Origin of the sequence: Curtobacterium sp. VKM Ac-2922 (assembly GCF_022815645.1) — a bacterium.
Classification (GTDB): domain Bacteria; phylum Actinomycetota; class Actinomycetes; order Actinomycetales; family Microbacteriaceae; genus Curtobacterium.
In genome coordinates this window covers 98437-120756 of the sequence record NZ_JALGRO010000007.1, presented here as the reverse complement: position 1 = coordinate 120756, position 22320 = coordinate 98437, and the positions used below count along the sequence as shown (strand labels likewise).

Sequence of the window (22320 nt, the reverse complement as noted above, 5' to 3'; positions counted from 1 at the left end):
CTAGCCTGGGAGGTCATGTCACTCGTCCCCGCCGCGCCCCTGCCCCGCGCCGTCATGTCGCCCGACGGTCGGCGCATCGCCACGTACGACTTCGGCGACCCCGACGCGCCCGCCGTGGTGGCCGTGCACGGGTTCGCCTCGGCGGCGATCCTGAACTGGCACGCCTCCGGCTGGACACGCGACCTGGTCCGCGCCGGCTACCGGGTCGTCGCGCTCGACCAGCGCGGACACGGTGCGTCCGCCAAGCCGCACGAGCCCGACGCCTACTCGATGGACCTGCTGGTGGCCGACGTGACCACGGTCATCGACACGTACCTGCTCGACGACGTCGCGTTCCTCGGGTACTCGCTCGGTGCGCGCGTCGGGTGGCACACCGCCGAGCGGATCCCGGACCGGATCACCCGCGCGGTGTTCGGCGGGATCCCCGACGCCGACCCGATGCGCCGCGTGCGGGTCGACCAGGCACGGGCGTACCTGACCGACGGCACCCCGATCGAGGACCGCGTGACGAACGGGTACCTGACGATGGCGGGCAACGTCGAGGGCAACGACCTCCGGGCCCTCGTGGCGATGGTCGAAGGGATGCGGAACAGCATCGAGCCGACGCCGGCGAACGCCCCCGCGCAGCCGATCCTGATGGCGGCGGGCAGCGAGGACGGCATCCGCGACAGTGCCGTCCGGCTGGCCGAGGCCGCGCCGAACGCCGAGTTCTTCGAGATCCCGGGACGGAACCACTTCAATGCCCCGACGTCGCGGGCGTTCCGCCAGGCGGCGATCGCGTTCCTCGGACAAGCGGGCTGACCGGTACTCGCAGGGCCTCTCGCCGCGCAGCCCGTGCGGCGTAGCGTCCGGCGCATGGAACACAGACTCCTCGGGAACAGCGGGACAGCGGTGTCCTCCCTCACCCTCGGCACCATGACCTTCGGCAGCGAAGCCGACGAAGCCACCTCGCACCAGATGCTCGACACCTTCGTCGCAGCCGGCGGCACGCTCGTCGACACGGCGGACGTGTACTCCGGCAACGAGTCGGAGCGCATCATCGGACGGTGGCTCGCAGCCCACCCCACCGAAGCCCAGCAGGTCGTCATCGCGACCAAGGGGCGGTTCCCCCAGGGGGACGGCCCGAACGACCTGGGCCTGTCCCGGCGGCACCTGCGCGTGGCCCTCGACGCCTCGCTCGAACGGCTCGGCGTCGACCACATCGACCTGTACCAGATGCACGCGTGGGACGCGCTGACCCCGATCGAGGAGACCCTGCGCTTCCTCGACGACGCCGTCACCGCGGGCAAGATCGGCTCGTACGGTTTCTCGAACTACCTCGGGTACCAGATCACCAAGGCCGTCTACGAGGCGAAGGCCCACGGGTGGGCGCCGCCCGTGACCCTGCAGCCGCAGTACAACCTGCTCGTGCGCGACATCGAGCACGAGATCGTCCCCGCCTGCCTGGACGCCGGCATGGGGATGCTGCCCTGGTCGCCCCTGGCGGGCGGCTGGCTGTCGGGCAAGTACCAGCGCGACGAGGCCCCGACCGGGTCGACTCGTCTGGGGGAGAACCCCGAGCGCGGCATGGAGGCGTGGGAGGCCCGCAACGGCGACGAGCGCACGTGGCAGGTGCTCGACGCCGTGTCCGCAGTGGCCGACGCGCACGGTGCCTCGAAGTCGCAGGTCGCACTCGCCTGGCTGCTCGCGCGTCCGGCGGTCACGAGTGTCATCCTCGGTGCACGGACGATCTCCCAGCTCGAGGACAACCTCGGCGCGGCCGACCTCGTGTTGACCGACGACGAGCTGCAGCGCCTCACCGACGCCAGCGCACCGCGGATCGACGACTACCCCTACGGCACCGCCGGTGTCGCGCAACGAGAGCGCAAGATCCAGGGCGGTCGCTGACGATTCCTTGCGGGAACCCGCGAGGTCGGGCAGGAACCCTGGACGAGCCCCTCCCCGGGATGTCAGTATCCCGGTACGGCCGGCTGGTTACCGTGCTGAGCGCCAGGAACACTCCTGATCCGTGTTCCACCTGCGCCGAGAGCCCCGAGCGACCACGTCGCTCGGGGCTCTCGCCGTCCGGGGTGCTCACCGCCCGGGATGCTCACCGTCCGGGTGTTGGGGCCAGCAGCGGGACTTGAACCCGCAACCCCCGTATTACAAGTACGGTGCGCTACCAATTGCGCCATGCTGGCTGACCCGCCCATCTTAGCGATGCGCGGTTCAGGATCTGCGTGCTATTCGGCCGGGGTCTTCTCGGTGAAGTTCAGCGACAGCGAGTTCATGCAGTACCGGTCACCGGTGGGGGTGCCGAACCCGTCGGGGAACACGTGGCCCAGGTGTGAACCGCAGTTCGCGCACCGGACCTCGGTCCGGACCATGCCCATCGACTTGTCCTCGATGAGCGTGACGGCCTGGGGGTCCACCGACTCGTAGAACGACGGCCAGCCGCAGCCGGAGTCGAACTTCGTGCCGCTCTTGAACAGCTCGGCGTTGCACGCCGCACACGTGTAGATGCCGGCACGTTCCTCGTCCAGCAGTTCGCCGGTCCACGGCCGCTCGGTACCGGCCTGACGGAGGACGGCGTACTGCTCCGGGGAGAGCTCTTCGCGCCACTCGGCGTCGGTCTTCTCGACGTTGTGTGCCATGGGTTCCTCCTTGCTTCCGGCCGGGGTCGTCGGCCACCTTCAGTAAACTCGCCGCGATGTCCAGACATTCCGTGCACGGCGCTCGATGGACCCGTCTGACGACGGACGAACTGTACGGCATCGTCCGGCTGCGCAACCGCGTCTTCGCGCTCGAACAACGGGTCACCGACGAGGACTTCGACGGACGTGACCGCGAGCCGGACACCGAGCACTGGTGGTTCGGGACCGACGACGTCGCCGTCGGGTACCTGCGCCTGATCCGGCCCGCCCCGGCCGAGACGCGCCCTGCCGACAGTGCACCCCCGGCGTGGGTGATCGGCCGGGTCGCCACGCACCCCGAGCACCGCGGCACCGGGATCGCCGGTGGACTGGTCGCGGCGGTGCTGCAGGAGCACGGTCACGAGCCGGTCGTCCTGCACGCGCAGCAGTACGTCGCCGCGCTGTACGAGCGGCACGGGTTCGTCCGCTTCGGCGACCCCTACGTCGAGGCCGGCATCACCCACGTCGGGATGTACCGCCCGGCAGACGGATGAGCACCCGCGAGCGGTACGCGGCCTACGCCGATCGCATCGCCGCCGTGTCGCCGGCCTACGCCGCGTGGGCGCGGTCGCTCGACGACGACCTGGTCGCGATGCTCGAGCAGCTCCCGCCGACCCAGCGGCAGCCGGAGCTGCTGTTCGCGGTCGCACGGTCGCTCGGCGCCGACCCGTCGGACCCGGCAGCGCTCCGCGCCCTCGGACAGGAGGCCCGGCCCGCGCTGGTCACGGCCCTCGCCACCGCCACGGTGCAGGCCAACGACCCGCGGCGGCTCGGTCCCGTCGTGCCGGTCGTCGCGATGGTCGCCAGGTCCGTCGACCGACCGATCGGCCTGGTGGACGTCGGCGCGTCCGCGGGCCTGTGCTCGATCCCGGACCGCGTGACCCTGGACTACCGCGTCGCAGACGGCACCGACCCCGATCGCACCCCTCTCGCGACATCGCACCCCGGTGCGCGGGGGCGCGACGTCCGGCAGGGGGTGCGACACCGCACCGTCCGGATGCACACCGCGCCCGCGGACCCGTCGATCCACCTGGTCGCCGACGCCTGGGGAGCGCTGCCGGCGCCGGCCACGGCGCCGATCCGCATCGCCGCGCGGGTCGCCCTCGACCCCCACCCCATCGACCCGGCCGCGCCGGACGCCCTCGACCGGCTGGTGCAGGCGGTGCCGCCCGAGGCCCTGGACCGCATCGCCCTGATGCGATCGGCGATGTCGGCGACGCTCGCCGTGCCTCCCGTCCGCATCACCGGCCGTGTGCCGGACGACCTCGACGCCGCGATCGACGCGCTGCCCGATGGCTGCGAGCCCCTCGTCCTGACCACCGGCACCCTGGTCTACGTGCCGGGAGCCGAACGGCAACGGTTCGTCGACCGGATCCGCGAGCGCGGCGTGCGGTGGGTCGCGCTCGAGCGCACCGGCATCCTGCGCGACGTGGCGGCCACACTGCCCGACGACGTCGACCCTGCCGACCCGGACGCCTTCGCGACGCTCTCGCTCGACGGCGTCGCGGTCGCGGTGTCCGACGCGTTCGGCACACGCGTGCGGTGGGTCCGTCCGGTCTGAGAACCCCCAGGGCCGATTCCGCGACAGTCCAGGGCCATGCCAGGGTCGGCATCGACCGCGCCCCTACGATGTGCGAGACCTGTTCCCCGAACGCGATCGGACCCGTCGTGACCGCCATCCCCGCGGACGAGCTCAGCGAGCTCGCCAAGCACGTGCTCGCGTTCGAGCACGAACGGGCACGGCACGACCGGACGAAAGAGGCGGAGATCCGGGTCGAGTTCGACATGTCGCCGGCGCGCTACTACCAGGTGCTCAACCGCGTGATCGACTCGCCGGCCGCGCTCGCCCACGACCCGCAGCTCGTCGGACGCCTGCAGCGGCTGCGCCGGTCGCGCACCGCGGCGCGTGCGGCGCGCAGCTTCGCCCTGCCGGGTGCCAACGGAACCGAAGAGGAACGATGACGAGATTCCCCCATGACCGTTTCGACGACGTGACCGACGGTCCGCGCGTCGGGGCGCACCGTGGCATGCACCGTCGTGGTCGCGGATGGATCGCGTTCGCCTGGGCCGCCCTGGCCACCGGGGTGCTGGTCGGCATCGGCGTGCTCGTGCTGGCGCTGCTGAACGGCAGCTACTCGTTCTCCGGGTCGGACGCGTCGTCCTCGCCGTCGGCGTCCTCGTCCGCGTCGGCATCGGCGTCCCCCTCGGACTCGTCGTCGCCGTCGACCCCGGCAGCGGCCACGCCGGCCGACCAGGGCAGCACGACGCTCGTCGTCCTGAACGGCACCTCGACCGCGGGACTCGCGGCGAAGGGCACGAGCACGCTGACCACGGCGGGGTGGAAGGTCACGTCGAGCGGCAACGCGGGCACGACCGGCACGGCGTCCACCATCGTGTACTACCAGCAGGAGTCACAGAAGGCCCTCGCCGAAGGGATCGCGAAGTCCCTCGGAACGACCGCTGTGGAACAGTCCGCTGCATTCCCGAACGCCGACGTCAGTGTCGTGCTGGGGGCTGACTACACCGGTTGATCCGTGGCAGTCGGCGCATTCGGGACCGCATTTGTGACGATCGTGTTTCCGGCACGTTGAGTTCCGGCGGCGGGTACCGGAAATGTCCGTCACACCGCTTGCCCGCGGGCTGTTCCTGATTAGAGTCACAAGTGGTCACCGGAGTGATCGCAATGTCGTCGGACCTCGGTACGCACGATGCGCACCACCCTGGACCCGACGGCGTCACCCGACGGCCCCGTCGTTCGCGACAAGCAGTACCGCAGGGAGCAACAGATCATGGCCAACGGAACCGTCAAGTGGTTCAACGCTGAGAAGGGCTTCGGCTTCATCACCGTCGATGGAGGGGGCCAGGACGTGTTCGTCCACTACTCGGCCATCGACATGAACGGCTACAAGGTCCTCGAGGAGGGCCAGGCAGTGACGTTCGACGTCGGCACGGGGTCGAAGGGCCCGCAGGCCGAGTCGGTCCGTCCGGCGTAGTCGCCGAACCACACGAGGAACGCGCCGTCCCCACCGGGGCGGCGCGTTCGTCGTGCCGGGTGTGCGTGCGTGCGTGCTGGTCGTGTCGGCCGGGTGCGCGCGTTCGTCGTGCCGGGACCCGCTGGTCGGTGCGTGTTGCACTCTCAGGGGTCGAGTGCCAGAATCGGGCTTGGCACTCGGTCGTACTGAGTGCCAGGTGCACCGGCTGACGCCGCGTGCGCAGGCGCTCGGTCACGCTGAGTGCCGGAAGACCCCCACGTTGTCCTGGAGGGACGAGAAACTCACATGGCAAAGATCATTGCTTTCGACGAAGAGGCCCGTCGTGGCCTCGAGCGCGGCCTGAACCAGCTGGCCGACGCCGTGAAGGTGACGCTCGGCCCGCGCGGCCGAAACGTCGTCCTCGAGAAGAAGTGGGGCGCCCCCACGATCACGAACGACGGTGTCTCCATCGCCAAGGAGATCGAGCTCGACGACCCGTACGAGAAGATCGGTGCCGAGCTCGTCAAGGAGGTCGCCAAGAAGACCGACGACGTCGCCGGTGACGGAACGACCACCGCGACCGTGCTCGCCCAGGCCCTGGTCCGCGAAGGCCTGCGCAACGTCGCAGCCGGCGCCGACCCCGTCTCGCTGAAGCGCGGCATCGAGAAGGCCGTCGCGGCCGTCTCGGACCAGCTGCTCGCGAACGCCAAGGAGATCGAGACCAAGGACCAGATCGCCGCCACCGCGTCGATCTCGGCCGCGGACCCGACCATCGGTGCGCTCATCGCCGAGGCGATCGACAAGGTCGGCAAGGAAGGCGTCGTCACCGTCGAGGAGTCGAACACCTTCGGCACCGAACTCGAGCTCACCGAGGGCATGCGCTTCGACAAGGGCTACCTGTCGCAGTACTTCGTCACCGACCCCGAGCGTCAGGAAGCCGTCTTCGAAGACGCCTACATCCTGATCGTCAACTCGAAGATCTCGAACATCAAGGACCTGCTGCCGGTCGTCGACAAGGTGATCCAGGCCGGCAAGCAGCTCCTCATCATCGCCGAGGACGTCGACGGCGAGGCCCTGGCCACGCTCGTCGTGAACAAGATCCGCGGCATCTTCAAGTCCGTCGCCGTCAAGGCCCCGGGCTTCGGTGACCGTCGCAAGGCCATGCTGCAGGACATCGCGATCCTGACCGGTGGCCAGGTCATCTCCGAAGAGGTCGGCCTCAAGCTCGAGAACGCCACGCTCGACCTGCTCGGCAAGGCGCGCAAGGTCGTCATCACCAAGGACGAGACCACGATCGTCGAAGGTGCCGGCGACACCGAGCAGATCGCGGGCCGCGTCCGTCAGATCCGCTCCGAGATCGAGGCGACCGACTCCGACTACGACCGCGAGAAGCTCCAGGAGCGCCTCGCGAAGCTCGCCGGTGGCGTGGCCGTCATCAAGGCGGGTGCCGCGACCGAGGTCGAGCTCAAGGAGCGCAAGCACCGCATCGAGGACGCCGTGCGCAACGCCAAGGCCGCTGTGGAAGAGGGCATCGTCGCCGGCGGTGGCGTCGCCCTGATCCAGGCCGGCAAGGTCGCGCTCGACTCGCTCACCCTCGAGGGTGACGAGGCGACCGGTGCGAACATCGTCCGCGTGGCCATCGACGCGCCGCTCAAGCAGATCGCGCTCAACGCCGGTCTCGAGCCGGGTGTCGTGGCCGCCAAGGTCCGCGAGCTCGAAGCGGGCTGGGGCCTCAACGCCGCGACCGGCGAGTACGTCGACCTGATCGCCGCGGGCATCATCGACCCCGCCAAGGTCACGCGCTCGGCGCTGCAGAACGCTGCGTCGATCGCCGGTCTGTTCCTGACGACCGAGGTCGTCGTCGCCGACAAGCCCGAGCGCGCCGCGGCCGCTCCGGCCGGCGACCCGACGGGTGGCATGGACTTCTGATCCAGTCCTGACACGGAAGGGCCCCCGCACGCAGCGCGTGCGGGGGCCCTTCCGTGTGCCGGGGGCGGTGGCGATGCCGGGGCGGTGCTGCCGCGCGCCGGGGCTCTCGCGCGCCGGGGCGGTGCCGGAGGCGGGTGCTGCCGCGCTCCGGGGCTCCCGCGCTCCCGTGCGCCGGGGCTCCCGCGCGCCGGTGGCGGAGCTCCCGCAACGACCGGTCACAACACCCCGCTCACGTCCGCTGAGCGGTCACGAACTGTCGGTCCGCCGGGCCTGGAGCGACGACCTGCGACCAGTCGGCGTCAGACCGCCGGTGATTCCTGACCGGTGAGATCGGCGGGTGGGCTCGGACGCGGCCAGAACACCGCTTCGAGGTCCTGCACAGGAGGCTCGGCACGCCTGGTTCTCCACAGTTCCGTCCGACGAGCGGTTGCGACCACGGCGGTCGACGTCATGATCGAGGATGCCCCGCCTGCGACCCCTGCCCGGAGACCTCGGACGCGGAGCCTTCCGGGTCTCCGACGCCGCTGCCCTCGGAGTGAACGCCGAACGGCTCCGGCGTTCTGACCTGTCCGCTCCGGTGCACGGCGTTCGTGTCGTCATGGGCAACGAGGGATTCGCGTCGTTCATCGAGGCGCTGGCGGTCGTCATGCGTCCGGACCAGTTCTTCAGTCACACCACCGCGGCCCGACTGTGGGGTGCACCGCTTCCCCGCGCCGTGCAGGACGACCCGACGGTGCACGTGTCCACGACCGCGGATCGCGCTCGGATGCGTCGGCCCAACGTCCGCGCCCATCGCCTCTCGGCCGCCCAGGCGGTCGAGCATTCCGGGCTGTCGCTGGCCACGCCCGCAACGGCCTGGGCGCAGTGCGCGTCACTGCTCGGGGTCCGCGCGCTCGTCGCCGTCGGGGACCACTTCGTGGGGCGGAGCGAGTTCGCGACGACGATCGATGCCCTCGGCGCGGCGATCGTCCCGGGCTCCCGGTCCTCGGTGGTTGCGCGGACGGCGGCCGATCTGGTCCGGGTGGGCTCCGAGTCCGCGATGGAGTCGTGGTTCCGGCTGGCGTTGGTCGACGCGGGGTTCCCCGAACCCGAGCTCAACGTCGACGTCCGCGATCCGGACGGCCGACTGCTCGGACGGGTCGACATGGCGTGGCCCGAGCTCAAGATCGCGTTCGAGTACGACGGCGACCACCATCGTGAGCGAGACGTGTTCCAGCACGATCAGCGCCGCGACAACGGATTCGTCGTCAACGACTGGATCGCCGTGCACGCCACCGCGTCGGACGCACATCGCCCCGCGGCCGTCTTCGAGCGTCTGCGTCAGGCCTTCGAGCAGCGACTGGGCAGCACCCGTCGACTCGCAGCGTGATCAGGGCCGAAGGGCTCCGAACCGGCTCCGCGCGTGATCCTGAGTGGTCACGACATCCCGCTCGCCGAGCACCGACCGGTCGAAGAACGTCGATCGGGCACCGCGCGAGCGACGTTCTTCGACCACTCGGCGAACACGAGCGGGGTGTTGTGACCGGTGGTGGCGAGGGGCAGGGACACGTGCGCGTCAGGCGAGGGGCGCGGCGCGGGTCGGGCGGGCGTCAGGGCGTGGGGGACTCGGGAGCGGGGGTCGGGGCCCAGTCGCGGGGGAGCAGGGGCAGCCAGATGCGGAAGGTGGCCCCGCCGCCCGGGGTGTCGATGACCTCGACGGAGCCGCCGTGTGCCGCGACGATGCCCGACACGATGGCGAGCCCCAGGCCCGATCCGCCGGTGTCGCGGGCGCGCGAGGTGTCGGCACGCCAGAAGCGCTGGAAGATCTTCTCGCGCAGCTGCGGCGGGATGCCCTCGCCGTGGTCGATGACGTCGATGTGCGCCATGTCGCGGTCGTCGTCGACCCCGATGCCGATCTCGATGGGGTCGTCGTGCGCGGTGAACCGCATCGCGTTGCCCATCAGGTTCGTCACGACCTGGCGGATCTTGTTCTCTTCGGCCAGGACGATCGGCGGGCGCTTCGGCAGCACGACGGTGGGCAGCGGGGTGGTCTCGGGGTCGATGGCACCCTCGAGCTCCATCGCGCGGTTGCGGCGCGTGCGCAGGCGGGCGAGCGTCTGGCGCGAGAACGCGATCGGGCCCGTGGTGTTGGCGGAGGGGGACATCGGCGCGGAGTCGGGCGAGGTCGGCGAGACGGCACCGGGTCCGAACGCCGAGGGTGCCCGGACGGCCTGCGGGACGTTCTCGCCGGTGACCGAGTCCTCGACCAGGACCTGGATCTCGCGGTCGGGGTTCGACGCCATGGTGTCGAGCGCGGAGTCGCGTGCGATGACCACGAGGTCGACGGGCCCGAGTTCGAGCGGCTTCGACTCGTCGATGCGGGCGAGCTGCAGCAGGTCCTGCACGAGCAGGCCCATGCGCTGGGCTTCCTTCTCGATGCGCTCCATCGCCTGGGCGACGTCCTCGTCCTTGCGGAGCGCCCCCATCCGGTACAGCTCGGCGTACCCGCGGAGTGACACCAGTGGCGTGCGGAGCTCGTGCGAGGCGTCACCCACGAAGCGACGCATCTGGGCGATGGTGCGCTCGCGGTCCTCGAACGCGCTGTCGATCCGCTCGAGCATGGCGTTGAGGGACCGGTTCAGGCGGCCGACCTCGGTGTTGGGGGTGTCGGCGTCGAGGCGCTGGTTGAAGTCACCGGCGGCGAACCGGGCGGCCGTGTCCTCGACGTCGCGCAGCGGGTCGAACGTCGCCGTCACGAGCAGCCGGGTGAGCATCGCCCCGAGCAGGATCACCGAGGCGCCGAAGCCCAGGAAGATGAAGGTGAACCGGGCGATCGTCTGGTCGGTGTCGGCGCTGGAGACCGCGACGAGCACGTAGCCGGTCTCGGTGGCGCCGGTCGACAGGTTCTGCAGGTTGGCCGGGATGACCTGTGCGCGCCACTCGTGGTTGTGCTGCTTGTCGTACAGCGTGAACGGCGTGGTCATCTTGGTGGCCGTGGCGAAGTCGAGCGCCGAGATGTCCGGCCGGGTGGTGGACTGCGTGTCGCAGATCTGCTTGCCGTCGCTGTCGTAGGCGGCCACGTACGAGCTCTCCTGGACCACGACGGAGAGCTTGCAGTACTGCTCGCCGTCGGAGACGTTCTGCCCCTCGAGCTGCGACGTCGTCGTCGTCACCTGGTCGTTCAGGCGCTGGACCAGGTAGGTGGAGAGCACCGTCATGGTGCCGAGCCCCGCGACGAGCAGCCCGAGCGCCACCAGGAGCACCGTGATGCCGGTGATCTTGGTGCGCAGGGAGATGCCGTCCCACCAGCGGTTCATTCTCGAGTGCATCGTGCCTCAACGGTAGACGGCGCCCGCCCGGCGAAACCGGACGAGCGCCGTGAGAACCAGGACGTCGACTACGAGGCCTTGGACGCCTTGAGCATGTAGCCGAAGCCGCGCTTGGTCTGGATGATCGGCTCGGTCGAGTACTGGTCGAGCTTGCGACGGAGGTACGAGATGTAGGACTCGACGATGCCGGCGTCGCCGTTGAAGTCGTACTCCCACACGTGGTCGAGGATCTGCGCCTTGGACAGCACCCGGTTCGGGTTGAGCATCAGGTAGCGCAGCAGCTTGAACTCGGTGGGCGAGAGCTCGATCTGCGCGTCGCCGATCGTGACCTCGTGGGTGTCCTGGTCCATCGTGAGCTCGCCAGCGCGGATGATCGCGTCTTCTTCGTCGTTCATCGTGCGTCGCAGGATCGCCTTGATGCGGGCGACGATCTCGTCGAGCGAGAACGGCTTGGTGACGTAGTCGTCGCCGCCGACCGTGAGCCCGGTGATCTTGTCCTCGGTGTCGTCCTTCGCCGTCAGGAACAGGATCGGCGAGGTGTACCCGGACGACCGCAGCCGCTTCGTGACGCCGAAGCCGTTCATGTCGGGGAGCATGACGTCGAGGATGATGAGGTCCGGCTCTTCCTCGAGCACGGCGGAGATGGCCTGTGCGCCGTTGCCGACGGCACGGACGGCGAACCCGGCGAAACGCAGCGAGGTCGTCAGGAGGTCGCGGATGTTCGGCTCGTCATCGACGATGAGGATCTTGGGTCCATCGGTCATGGCCCTATCCTCTGACTGTTCCCTAGGCGTTTCCTGAGAGCGCCTGGGGTACGCCCTGGATCTGGTCGGCATCGAGGATCGTGTACGAGTAGCCCTGCTCCGCCAGGAACCGCTGCCGGTTCTGCGCGAAGTCCTGGTCGACGGTGTCCCGCGTCACGAGCGTGTAGAACGACGCCGGCAGGCCGTCCTTGTTCGGACGCAGCAGTCTGCCCAGACGCTGGGCCTCTTCCTGCCGGGACCCGAACGACCCCGACACCTGGATGGCCACCGTGGCGTCCGGCAGGTCGACCGAGAAGTTCGCGACCTTGGACACCACGAGCACGTCGATCGAACCGTCGCGGAACTCCTGGTACAGCCGCTCACGTTCGTCGACGGGCGTGGAGCCCGTGATCTCGGCCGCGTCGAGCGACGACGCCAGCGCGTCGAGCTGGTCGATGTACTGGCCGATCACCAGGATCTGCTCGCCCCGGTGCTTGTCGATGAGCGCACGCACCACCGGGGTCTTCGCCGGGGTCGTCGCCGCGAGCCGGTAGCGCTCGTCGTCGCCGGACGCCGCGTACTCGAGCCGGTCCTCGTGCGGCAGGTCGATGCGCACCTCGTAGCACTCGGCGGGGGAGATGTAGCCCTGGGCCTCGATCTCCTTCCACGGCGCGTCGTACCGCTTCGGTCCGATGAGCGAGAACACGTCGCCCTCGCGCCCGTCCTCGCGGACCAGTGTCGCGGTCAGGCCCAGACGTCGACGGGCCTGCAGGTCGGCCGTCAGCTTGAAGACGGGTGCCGGCAGCAGGTGCACCTCGTCGTAGACCACCAGGCCCCAGTCGAGGGCGTCGAGCAGCGACAGGTGCGTGTACTCGCCCTTCCGGCGGGCGGTCAGGATCTGGTACGTCGCGATCGTGACCGGGCGGATCTCCTTGACGCTGCCGGAGTACTCGCCGATCTCGTCCTCGGTCAGGCTGGTCCGCTTCAGCAGCTCGGAACGCCACTGCCGGGCGGAGACGGTGTTGGTGACCAGGATGAGCGTGGTCGCCTTGACCGTGGCCATCGCGCCGGCGCCGACGAGCGTCTTGCCCGCACCACAGGGCAGCACGACCACGCCGGACCCCTGCGCGAAGAAGCTCTGCACCGCGTCCTGCTGGTACTGGCGCAGGTCCCACTCGGTGGTGTCGAGGTCGATCGCGTGCGGTTGCCCCGGTGTGTACCCGGCCAGGTCCTCGGCGGGCCAGCCGAGCTTCACGAGCTCTTGCTTGACCTGTCCGCGCGCCCACTGCTGCAGTTCGATCGCGGTGTCCGAACGCTTGTCGCCGAGCAGCGGCTTGATCCGCTTGGAGCGGGTGACCTCGGCCAGGACCGACGGGTCGGTCGCGGTCAGCAGCAGCGTGGGCTGGCGCTCGAGTTCCTCGGACGGGGAGTTCGCGATCACGGGAGCGTCGGCCGGGTCCTCGCGACGGATCACGAGCCGTCCGTAGCGGGCGACCGTGTCGCGGATGTCCACGGTCACGCTCTGCGGCACCGGGAACTTCGCGTAGCGCTCGAGCGTGTCGATCATGCTCTCGGCGTCGTGGCCAGCGGCACGCGCGTTCCACAGGCCCAGGCGCGTGACCCGGTAGGTGTGCACGTGTTCGGGCGCGCGTTCGAGCTCGGCGAACACCGCGAGCTCGTGGCGTGCGTCGTCGGCGTCGGGGTGCGCCACCTCGAGCAACACGGTGCGGTCGCTCTGGACGATCAGCGGTCCGTTCATGACCTGCCAGCCTAGCGGTGCGCGCCTGGGTCAGGCTTCGCTGTCGACGGACACGACGAGCGACAGGGGCAGCGTGCGCTCCACGTCGGCCGTGGTGTCCTTGCCGCGGACACGTCCGGCGGCGACGGACGTGGGCACGATCGAGAACGGCCGCTCGGTGCCGTCCGGCATCTTCACGACCACGCGGATCGGTGTGCGGCCCCGCACGGCCAGGTCGATCTGGCGCCCGAGCCACTCCTGCTCCGGTTCGGCAGCGCCGCGTTCGGTCGTCAGCCGGAGCCGTCCGACGACGGCGCGGGCCGCCGCTTCCGGCGAGCGGCTGGCGACACGGCGACGGCCTGGAGGCCCGTGGTGCGTCTCCGGGCGGGCGCCGGGTTGCAGCACGGCCGGGTAGCGCTGGTCCTCGAGCGCGGCGTGCACGACGTGCGCCGGGTAGCGGGTCACCAGGGTCGTCAGGTCGGGCCGTTCCCACGCCATCTGGCGCAGCTCGGCGTCCACCCCGATCAGGTCCAGCTGGTCGGGGGTGCCGCGCACCACCGCACCGAGACCGTCCTGGGCACGGTCGACCACGATGCTGCCGTCGCGCGCCGCGACCTCGTCGACCAGGTACGCCAGGGGCTGCGGCACGCCGGTCAGTCCGAGGCGCTCGAACAACCCGAGCACGTCGTCGCGGGAGCGGCCGGCGCGCAGTGCCCGGCGCAGGGAGTCGTCCGACACCCGGTACCGCGCGGCGAGTCCGGGTGCTTCGAGGTCCGCGACGCTCCGGAGTTCGGCGTCCGTGGCGGGGGCCAGCGGTCCCGGGGCGATCACGGTCAGGTCGTGCTGCAGGTAGACACCGTCGACGGTCTGCGGCAGGTCCGCCTGTGCGGCCCGAGCCGCGACGTCGGGGTCGTCACCGAGCAGGGCGGCACCGGTGTCGGTGACGACGCCGTCGACGGTCACCCCGAGGGCGTTCGCCGTGCCGCCGACGTCGAGCAGCGTCGCGTCGAGCCAGCGCGCACCCGCCGGGAAGGCCCAGCGCCCGAGCGTGACCAGGTCGGTCCAGTCGGCGCCGGCGGTCGTCAAGACCTCGTGCACGGCCGGGTCGAGTCCGTCGTGCCAGCGGGCGACGAGGTCCCGCCAGCGCTCGGGCCACGCCGTCGTCAGCCAGCCACGACCGGCGTCCGTGAGGGTCCAGGTGCCCTCGTCCGGTGCGGTGAAGCGGATGTGCGCGAGCAGTCCCAGGCGGTCGGGCACGACCTCGGCATCGCTGCCGGAGCGCTCGGCGAGCACCCGGGCGAGCGGGGAGCCGATGCCGCCCTTGACGAGTTCCCGCACGCCGCCGTCGTCGACCGCACGCAGGAGTTCCGCGAGCACCGTCATCGTCGCGAACGCGTGCTCGGCGCCCGTGGCGCGCGCGGCGTCCGGATCGGCCACGTCGGGGACGGGACCGGCGTGTCGGGCTGCAGCGGGGCCTCCAGGCAGGTCGGTCAGGTCGGGGTGGGCGGCCACGCGTGCGGCGACCGCGTCGTCGACCTGGCCGTCGTGGTCCGCCAGCCCGAGGGCCACCGCTGGGGCGAGGTCCGTGCCGGCGGTGCCGTCACGGAGCGCCAGCAGCGTGCGGCGGGGGAGTCGCTCGACCGCGGCGTCGACCGCGGCGTCGGCGCGGAACGCCTCGGCCAGGTCGAAGAAGTCGGTGATGCTCTGCGGTCCGGTCTCGCCCAGGACAGCGGTGGGCAGACCCCGCGCGACGATGAGCCGTTCGAGGTCGTCATCCGGCATCGCCCGCAGTCGGGCGGCCAGGTCGGCGGTGGTCGTCATCGTCCTTCGCCAGCGTCCGGTGCGGACGTCAGCGGGTTTCCTTCCGGTGTTCGCGGGCCTTGCGGGTCCACGTCACGCCCAGCAGCACGAAGATCAGGACCAGCGCGATGGGCGGCCCGAAGTACAGGATGCCCAGCACGGTCGGCCAGATGCCGTCCCCGGGGATGGTGCCGAGGGTCAGCCAGCCGATGATCATGGCGGCGAAGCACAGGATCGTGAACAGGATGATCCCACCGACCATGAACGCGAGCGTGCGTTCGGTACGATTGAACGTCGCCGGGGGTTCTGCGGAGTTCCGCGTGTCCCCGGGTGATCGGGTCGGCTTGGCCATCTGCCCAGGATATCCGCACCACGGCCGCACAACCATCGAGGAGTCCACGCATGCCCACCGGCAAGGTCAAGTTCTACGACGACCAGAAGGGGTTCGGGTTCATCACCGGCGACGACGGCGACCAGGTCTTCCTGCACGCGTCCTCGCTGCCCGAAGGCCTGACCACGGTCAAGGCCGGCGCGCGGCTCGAGTACGGCGTCGTGCAGGGCAACAAGGGCTCACAGGCGCTCTCCGTCCACCTGCTCGACCCGAAGCCGTCGCTGGCGAAGATGTCGCGACGCTCCGCAGACGACATGGCCGTGATCGTCGAGGACCTGGTGAAGGAGCTCGACCGGATCAGCGGTGACCTCCACCACGGCCGCTACCCGAAGAACGGCCCCCGCATCGCCGCCATCCTGCGGCACGTCGCAGACCAATTGGACGCATGACCATGACGACCGACCACACCGACCTGACCGCCCTGGCACGCACTGCGCTGCTCGAGGTCACTCCGGAGTCGACCATCGGCGCGCCCGCCGGCACCACGGACGAGGGCGACGGGGTGGTCTCGGTCCTGTTCGCGAACCGCATGCCCGGGTACCCGGGGTGGCGCTGGACCGTCAGCATCGCGCAGGTCGAGGGCGACGACCCCACCGTGCTCGAGGTCGAGCTGATGCCCGGCGACGGGTCGCTCGTCGCGCCCGAGTGGGTCCCGTGGTCCGAGCGGCTGGCCGAGTACCGCGCGGCGCAGGACGGCGAGGGGCACGACGGCGAGTCGGACGACGACGAGTCGGATGACGACGACGAGCCGGACGACGACGAGTCGGATGATGACGACGATGACGACGAGTCGGATGACGACGACTCGGACGACGACGATGACGATGACGACGACGACGAGTCGGATGACGACGACGAGTTCGACGACGACGACTTCGAGGATGCGGACGAGGGCGACCTCGCCGAGTCGGACGACGACGAGATCGAGGGCGTCGACGTCGACCAGCTCGCCGACGTCCGCGAGCCCGACCACGACGAGCGGTAGCGCGCACCACCACGCTCCAGACACGGCATCGCGGGCATCCGCGGTGCCGCGTCTGTCTGTCTGGCCGACGCTTCTGCCCTGCGAGTGGTCACGACACCCCGCCGGCCTCACGTCGAGCGGTCACAGATCGTCGTCGGCGAGGCGGCCGAGCGACGATTCGTGACCGCTCGGCGGACGTGAGCGGGGTGTCGTGCCCACTCGGGGCGGGGGCGGGGGCGGGGGCGGGGCGGGGCTGTCCGGGGCCGGGCAGACTCAGGCGCCGAGCTGCTCCACGACGTAGGTGATCGCGCGGACGAGCTGCTGCACGTCGTCGGGGTCGATCGCCGTGAAGGTCGCCACGCGCAGCTGGTTCCGCCCGAGCTTCCGGTAGGGCTCGGTGTCGACGATCCCGTTCTGCCGGAGCGTCGCGGCCACGGCCGCGGCGTCGATGGCGTCGTCGAGGTCGATCGTCGCGACGACCTGCGACCGGTGCTCGGGGTTCGTGACGAACGGGGTCGCCCAGTCCACCGACTCGGCCCAGTCGTACAGCGTGGACGACGACGTCGTGGTGCGGGTGTCCGCCCACGCCAGGCCCCCGGAGCCGTTGATCCACGACACCTGGTCGTCGAGCAGCAGCAGCGTCGTCAGTGCCGGCGTGTTCAGGGTCTGGTTCAGCCGCGAGTTGTCGACCGCGTTCTTGAGTGACAGGAACTCGGGGATGTACCGGCCCGAGGCGGCGATGCGCTCGACCCGCTCGATCGCGGCGGGCGAGAACAGGGCCAGCCAGAGCCCGCCGTCCGAGGCGAAGTTCTTCTGCGGCGCGAAGTAGTAGACGTCGGCGGCGCTGACGTCGAACGCCGCACCACCGGCAGCACTGGTGGCGTCGACGACGGTCAGGGCGCCCGGGTCGCCCTCGGCGCGGACGACCGGTGCCATGACCCCGGTCGAGGTCTCGTTGTGCGGGTAGGCGTAGACGTCGACACCCTCGACGATCTCGAGCTCCGAGCGCGAGCCGCCGGGAGCCTGGACGACGTGCGGTGCCTCGAGCCACGGGGCGGCAGATGCCTTGGCGAACTTGGACCCGAACTCGCCGAACGACAGGTTCTCGGCGCGGCGCTCGATCAGTCCGAAGGCGGCGGCGTCCCAGAACGCGGTCGACCCGCCGTTGCCCAGGACGACCTCGTAGCCGTCGGGCAGCTGGAAGAGCTCGGCGAGACCGGAGCGCACCGAGCCGACCAGGTCCTTGACGGGCTTCTGGCGGTGGGAGGTGCCGAGGATCGTCGCGCCGCGGGTCACCAGGGACTCGAGCTGTGCGCCGCGGATCTTGGACGGGCCGCAGCCGAATCGTCCGTCGGTCGGGAGGAGGTCAGCGGGGATGACGATGTCGGCCATGGACCGATCCTACCGACGCTGGTATCCCACCTGGTCGCGCGTCTGCCGCACAGCACGGTGAGGGTTTGTCGGCCTGAACAAGTAGGGTGGGTCGCGCTGGAGCCAGACATGAGAGGCGGACCGTGACGGATCTCGTCGACACCACCGAGATGTACCTGCGGACGATCCTCGACCTCGAGGAAGAGGGGATCGTGCCGCTGCGCGCGCGCATCTCCGAGCGTCTGGGGCACTCCGGTCCGACCGTCTCGCAGACGATCGCCCGCATGGAGCGCGACGGTCTGGTGGTCGTGTCCGGCGACCGGCACCTCGAGCTCACCGTCGAAGGCCGCTCGCGGGCGACGCACGTCATGCGCAAGCACCGCCTGGCCGAACGACTGCTCTCCGACGTGATCGGGCTCGACTGGGCGTTCGTCCACGACGAGGCCTGCCGGTGGGAGCACGTCATGAGCGAGCAGGTCGAGATCCGCCTGCTCGAGATGCTCGGCAACCCGACCGAGTCTCCGTACGGCAACCCGATCCCCGGCCTGGCCGAGATCGGTGGTCCCGACGCCGGCGGCTTCCTCGACGGCGTCCGCAACATCGTCTCCGCGACCGAGGGCACCGATGCGGTCGCCACCGGCGTGATCCGGCGTCTCGGTGAGCCGGTGCAGTTCGAGCCCGAGCTGCTGCACCAGCTGCGGTCCGCCGGGGTCATGCCCGGCCGGCTGGCCAGTGTCCAGCGCGCGGGTGCGTACGTGGCGGTCCGCGTCGAGGGCGAGGACGCCGGCATCGAGCTCCCCGCCGAGGTCGCGCAGCACGTCTACATCGACGCCGCCTGACGCACCGGACGACCTCAGCGCAGCCCGCGGGGTACAGCGTCGGGGGACGGCGTCGAGCGTTTGACACGGGCTGTGTCGGAAAATCGAACATCCGTGCTGACCAGGGCTTCTTTACCATTTTGTTACCAAGAGCCGTTTTCGTCTCGACAAGGTAACGGTGCGCCCGTATGCTCGACGAGTCCCCGGGCTGACAACGACCCGGGAACCCGTGGCAGGACGTCTCGAACCCGTCTCCTGCCTCGATCGGAGACGATGACGAACGGATGGGGTTGCGCACGTCGGTCAATGACCGGCGGGTGATGACGAGACGCCGGAGACCCATTCCCTTGACGCAGACCGGTACCGCCGCGGACGTGACGCCCGTGAACCCGACGAACACCGAGAACGCCACCGACGCCCCGCTCACCCGGCGGGCAGCGCGCGAGGCCGAAGGCCACACGCCCCGTCGATCCCCTGCCACCACCGCGATGCGTGCGACCGGCACCCACGCCGTGCGCAAGGCCGCTCCGGCTCCCCGCCCGACCACGGGCCCGTCGTCCGTGTCGCGCAAGCGCAAGTTCATGGCCCCGATCGTCCTGACGGTCGCCGTCGGCATGTTCGGCACGATGGCCGTCCCCGCCGCCTTCGCCGCGACGCAGCCGACCGGTGCCTCCGACGCCGCCACTGCGCAGCAGGCCATCCGCACCACCGAGAGCCAGCAGCTGTCCGTCTCCGACGCCGCTGCCCTCGCCGATACCAGCCGCGACGGCTACGGCGCGACCTCGCAGGCGTCGCTCGACTCGGCCAAGCACGCTGCCGACGTCGCCGCCGCCCGTGCAGCCGCCGCCAAGCAGTACGCGTCGTACACCGGTCCGACGGCGAACGACTACCTCGCCGCGAAGACGACCACCACGACGAACACCGCCGTGGCGCCCGCCGCCGGCACGCCGTTCTCGCTGCCGGCCGTCGTCGCGACCGCCAAGCAGTACATCGGCACCCCGTACGTCTTCGGCGGCGCCACCCCGGCCGGCTTCGACTGCTCGGGCTACGTGATGTTCGTCTACGCCCAGTACGGCATCAACCTGGCGCACTCGGTGCCGCTGCAGGACCAGGCCGGCACCACGATCCCCGAGTCCGAGGCTCAGCCCGGTGACGTCGTGATCTTCAACAACGAGGCTCACGACGGCTTCTACATGGGCAACGGCATGATCATGGACGCCCCCAAGCCCGGTGGCGCGGTCTCGATCCGTCCGATCTGGACCAGCGACTACCACATCGTCCGGATGGGCATCTGACGCCCGACCAGTACCTGAACACTCTCCGAACCGGCCCAGCACCCCTCGTGCTGGGCCGGTTCGTGGGTTAATCTGACCCCATCGGCCCGTCACGGCCCGAACAGGAGACCCGATGTCCACGTCACACACGACCCGCACCATGGGTCGGCGCGCGTACGTGGACATACGGTCGACGACGACCTGCGTGCACCCGCACGTCCCGGTGTGACCGAGAGCACTGCCCGCCAGGGTGGTGCTCTTCTTCGTTCCGGGGGCAGTCCGTCCTCACCCGTTCGTCCCGACCGGTCCGGTGCCCGCACCGCCTGGAAGCCGTCCAGGCTCGTCGGAAGGGAACCCATGCGCACTCTCGTCCTCAACGCCGGTTACGAGCCCCTCGCGGTCATCTCGTTCCGACGGGCCCTCGTGCTGGTCATGAACCAGAAGGCCGCCATCGTCGCCGCTGACGTCGAGCACCCGATCACGGGGTCGACGTCCACCTACGACCGTCCGTCCGTCATCATCCTGACCCGGTACGTGCGGATCCCGCACTCCCGGCTGGTCCCGGTGTCGCGCCGAGGCGTGCTCCGTCGTGACGCCAACCGCTGCGCCTACTGCGACCGGCACGCCACGACCATCGACCACGTCCAGCCGAAGTCGCGCGGTGGCGCCGACTCGTGGGAGAACCTCGTCGCGTGCTGCCTGGCGTGCAACAACGCCAAGGGCGACCGCACGCCGCGCGAGATGGGCTGGCAGCTACGGATCCGCCCGCGGGCACCGCACGGCTCGAGCTGGGTGGTGCGTGGCGTGGAGCGTCCGCAGGCCGAGTGGGACGAGTACCTCGTGGCCGCGTAGCGACCAGAGTACGGACGGGAGGCCCCGGGGCCGCCGGGGCCCCGGCCCCCGGGGGCCCCGGGGCCTCCTGTCTGTGGCGGAGGGGGTTGCGTGAGGTGCAAGACCCTCATCTCCGGTGGCTCGATCTCTGGATGGATACGACGTCGAGGGTGTGAAATGTAACACCCGACAGTGTAGCGTTTCAGTGAGGTTGCGACGTCGCGACTGGAAGACGATCCATCGCTGCGCCTCGTGATTCGAGAGGGTCCCATGAAGTTCTCACGCACGATGATCACCTTGTCGACCACCGCGGCCTTGGTTGCTGGGACAACGGTCCCTGCGGTACCAGCCACAGCGGCAGCCTCTCCAACGGTGCCGCGCAGCGCAGTCTCGGCGTCGGCGGGCGCCCTCCAGTACTCTGACCGCGACGTCGTCGACTTCCTGGTGTTCGGTCGCGGAGCCATCGCGAACGAGCATCCGGAGCTCTTGACGAACATGGGCATCACGACGATCGCGGGAGCCCCGGCATCCGTGTCCGACCAGCTTCTCATGGACCTCAAGTCCGTCGACCCGGCGTTCAACAAGCGCGTGACAGCGGAAGCGCAGGCTGGAGACCCGTACAAGGCGGAAGCATCGATCAAGGCGTTCAATGGTGACGTCGAAGCGGTCGCCGCGAAGTACCAGGTCACGCAGAAGACCGTCCGCGCAGCGTCGAGTTCGGCAACCGCCAGAGGGCAGGTCTATGCGTTCGCCAACTACGTCGTGAGTGTCCAGGTCGCGGTCGCCGCGTCGCTTGCTGTCAGCGTCATCGGCGTCGTCGCGGCGCTGGCCGTGATCGCGTACCAAAAGCCCAGTGACTCCTCGGCCATCGCTCGCCAGGACTTTGCCAACTCCTGGGCAACGCTGTAATCGGCATGTTCAACGGTGACACAACGGGACGCTTCGCCTCGACGGAGACGGAGACGGAGCGTCCCGCCCGGCTGGCCTTCGGCATCGCCATCGCGGTGGTGTGCGCGTTCTTGGCGCTCACCGTCGTCGCGTCCTGGTCCACGAATGTTCTCGCAAGCGTTGGCAACGGCGGCCCGCGGCAGGCACTGCAAGTACTCGTCCCTCAGGGCTGGGCGTTCTTCACGAAGAGTCCTGAGGGCATCACCCTCGTGCCGTACAAGACCACTGCGGCCGGCTCCTGGGTGCGCGCCGACTCTCTCCCGCAGAGCAACGACTCCAACCTGTTCGGCCTGAGCCGCAATCAACGCGCACAGAGTACCGAACTGGCCATCGTCGCCGCCGCAGTGCCAACGTTCACCCCCTGCGAGGACTACCTCACCACTTGCCTCGAAAAACCGATCAAGAACGTCATCACGCTCAAGAACGAGACGAACACGGAACACTTCTGCGGCTCATACCGGATCGTCCAGCAGGAGCCGGTGAAGTGGGCGTACCGAAGCGCAGTGCCAGATCCGGTCCGAGTCGCTCGGTACGTCGACGTGACAGTCGAGTGTGCCTGAG

At 70.0% G+C, this 22320-nt stretch carries 23 protein-coding genes and 1 tRNA gene; 16 read left to right on the top strand and 8 right to left on the bottom strand.

Going from position 1 to position 22320, the window contains the following annotated elements; genetic code table 11:
* The first annotated feature begins 15 nt into the window (after positions 1–15).
* Positions 16–801 carry an alpha/beta fold hydrolase gene (locus MT346_RS10015; RefSeq protein ID WP_243562917.1) on the top strand — a complete coding sequence of 262 codons (786 nt, stop codon included), beginning with the start codon at positions 16–18 and terminating at the stop codon, positions 799–801.
* Between the two features lie 54 nt (positions 802–855).
* Positions 856–1887: an aldo/keto reductase gene (locus MT346_RS10010; RefSeq protein ID WP_243562916.1), complete on the top strand. Its 1032-nt coding sequence runs from the start codon at positions 856–858 to the stop codon at positions 1885–1887.
* A gap of 217 nt (positions 1888–2104) precedes the next feature.
* Here the strand turns inward: MT346_RS10010 and MT346_RS10005 are convergent.
* Positions 2105–2180, bottom strand: a tRNA-Thr gene (locus MT346_RS10005).
* Between the two features lie 42 nt (positions 2181–2222).
* On the bottom strand, positions 2223–2633 hold the full coding sequence (msrB, locus tag MT346_RS10000; RefSeq protein ID WP_243562915.1) for a peptide-methionine (R)-S-oxide reductase MsrB: 411 nt from the start codon (positions 2631–2633) through the stop codon (positions 2223–2225).
* A gap of 56 nt (positions 2634–2689) precedes the next feature.
* Here msrB and MT346_RS09995 point away from each other — a divergent pair, with 56 nt between their 5' ends.
* From MT346_RS09995 to MT346_RS09965, 7 genes are all read left to right on the top strand, one after another.
* Positions 2690–3166: a GNAT family N-acetyltransferase gene (locus MT346_RS09995; protein ID WP_243562914.1), complete on the top strand. Its 477-nt coding sequence runs from the start codon at positions 2690–2692 to the stop codon at positions 3164–3166.
* A complete protein-coding gene (locus MT346_RS09990) occupies positions 3163–4233 on the top strand; it encodes a DUF2332 family protein (protein WP_243562913.1) in 1071 nt (356 codons plus the stop codon). Before MT346_RS09995 ends, MT346_RS09990 begins: the two co-directional genes overlap by 4 nt.
* 107 nt (positions 4234–4340) lie before the next feature.
* Positions 4341–4634, top strand: a complete 294-nt coding sequence (locus MT346_RS09985; protein WP_243562912.1) for a DUF3263 domain-containing protein — start codon at positions 4341–4343, stop codon at positions 4632–4634.
* Positions 4631–5203, top strand: a complete 573-nt coding sequence (locus MT346_RS09980; protein WP_243562911.1) for a LytR C-terminal domain-containing protein — start codon at positions 4631–4633, stop codon at positions 5201–5203. Before MT346_RS09985 ends, MT346_RS09980 begins: the two co-directional genes overlap by 4 nt.
* A 258-nt stretch (positions 5204–5461) precedes the next feature.
* Positions 5462–5665 carry a cold-shock protein gene (locus tag MT346_RS09975; RefSeq protein WP_056120541.1) on the top strand — a complete coding sequence of 68 codons (204 nt, stop codon included), beginning with the start codon at positions 5462–5464 and terminating at the stop codon, positions 5663–5665.
* A gap of 285 nt (positions 5666–5950) precedes the next feature.
* On the top strand, positions 5951–7573 hold the full coding sequence (gene groL, locus MT346_RS09970) for a chaperonin GroEL (protein WP_123656295.1): 1623 nt from the start codon (positions 5951–5953) through the stop codon (positions 7571–7573).
* Positions 7574–8033: 460 nt separating this feature from the next.
* Positions 8034–8942 (top strand): endonuclease domain-containing protein, encoded by a 909-nt coding sequence (locus MT346_RS09965; protein ID WP_243562910.1) that lies wholly within the window; start codon positions 8034–8036, stop codon positions 8940–8942.
* A 220-nt stretch (positions 8943–9162) separates the two neighbouring features.
* Here MT346_RS09965 and MT346_RS09960 read toward each other — a convergent pair whose 3' ends face one another.
* From MT346_RS09960 to MT346_RS09940, 5 genes are all read right to left on the bottom strand, one after another.
* Complete coding sequence (locus MT346_RS09960; protein ID WP_243562909.1) at positions 9163–10881, bottom strand: cell wall metabolism sensor histidine kinase WalK; 1719 nt, start codon at positions 10879–10881, stop codon at positions 9163–9165.
* 68 nt (positions 10882–10949) lie between these two features.
* Positions 10950–11645 carry a response regulator transcription factor gene (locus MT346_RS09955; protein WP_056120555.1) on the bottom strand — a complete coding sequence of 232 codons (696 nt, stop codon included), beginning with the start codon at positions 11643–11645 and terminating at the stop codon, positions 10950–10952.
* Between the two features lie 22 nt (positions 11646–11667).
* The gene (locus MT346_RS09950; RefSeq protein ID WP_243562908.1) at positions 11668–13383 is read right to left on the bottom strand and encodes a DNA repair helicase XPB; all 1716 of its coding nucleotides are present in this window, start codon (positions 13381–13383) and stop codon (positions 11668–11670) included.
* A gap of 30 nt (positions 13384–13413) precedes the next feature.
* Positions 13414–15183: a helicase-associated domain-containing protein gene (locus tag MT346_RS09945; RefSeq protein WP_243562907.1), complete on the bottom strand. Its 1770-nt coding sequence runs from the start codon at positions 15181–15183 to the stop codon at positions 13414–13416.
* 28 nt (positions 15184–15211) lie between these two features.
* Entirely contained in the window at positions 15212–15514 is a 303-nt protein-coding gene (locus tag MT346_RS09940; RefSeq protein ID WP_243562906.1) for a multidrug ABC transporter ATPase, read from the bottom strand.
* A 50-nt stretch (positions 15515–15564) separates the two neighbouring features.
* Here MT346_RS09940 and MT346_RS09935 point away from each other — a divergent pair, with 50 nt between their 5' ends.
* Together MT346_RS09935 and MT346_RS09930 are read left to right on the top strand one after the other, a co-directional pair.
* Complete coding sequence (locus MT346_RS09935) at positions 15565–15942, top strand: cold-shock protein (RefSeq protein WP_243562905.1); 378 nt, start codon at positions 15565–15567, stop codon at positions 15940–15942.
* Complete coding sequence (locus tag MT346_RS09930; RefSeq protein ID WP_243562904.1) at positions 15939–16538, top strand: DUF3027 domain-containing protein; 600 nt, start codon at positions 15939–15941, stop codon at positions 16536–16538. The genes MT346_RS09935 and MT346_RS09930 overlap by 4 nt, the downstream gene beginning before the upstream one ends.
* Before the next feature lie 252 nt (positions 16539–16790).
* On the opposite strand, the gene serC is transcribed toward MT346_RS09930, so the two are convergent.
* Positions 16791–17909 (bottom strand): phosphoserine transaminase, encoded by a 1119-nt coding sequence (gene serC / locus MT346_RS09925; protein ID WP_243562903.1) that lies wholly within the window; start codon positions 17907–17909, stop codon positions 16791–16793.
* Between the two features lie 122 nt (positions 17910–18031).
* Here serC and MT346_RS09920 point away from each other — a divergent pair, with 122 nt between their 5' ends.
* From MT346_RS09920 to MT346_RS09900, 5 genes are all read left to right on the top strand, one after another.
* Positions 18032–18727 (top strand): metal-dependent transcriptional regulator, encoded by a 696-nt coding sequence (locus tag MT346_RS09920; RefSeq protein ID WP_243562902.1) that lies wholly within the window; start codon positions 18032–18034, stop codon positions 18725–18727.
* 353 nt (positions 18728–19080) lie between these two features.
* Entirely contained in the window at positions 19081–20001 is a 921-nt protein-coding gene (locus MT346_RS18070) for a C40 family peptidase (protein WP_308221888.1), read from the top strand.
* Positions 20002–20337: 336 nt separating this feature from the next.
* Positions 20338–20832: an HNH endonuclease gene (locus tag MT346_RS09910; protein ID WP_243562901.1), complete on the top strand. Its 495-nt coding sequence runs from the start codon at positions 20338–20340 to the stop codon at positions 20830–20832.
* Between the two features lie 249 nt (positions 20833–21081).
* Positions 21082–21720 (top strand): hypothetical protein, encoded by a 639-nt coding sequence (locus MT346_RS09905; RefSeq protein ID WP_243562900.1) that lies wholly within the window; start codon positions 21082–21084, stop codon positions 21718–21720.
* 5 nt (positions 21721–21725) lie between these two features.
* Positions 21726–22319: an SdpA family antimicrobial peptide system protein gene (locus tag MT346_RS09900; RefSeq protein ID WP_243562899.1), complete on the top strand. Its 594-nt coding sequence runs from the start codon at positions 21726–21728 to the stop codon at positions 22317–22319.
* Position 22320 lies beyond the last annotated feature (1 nt).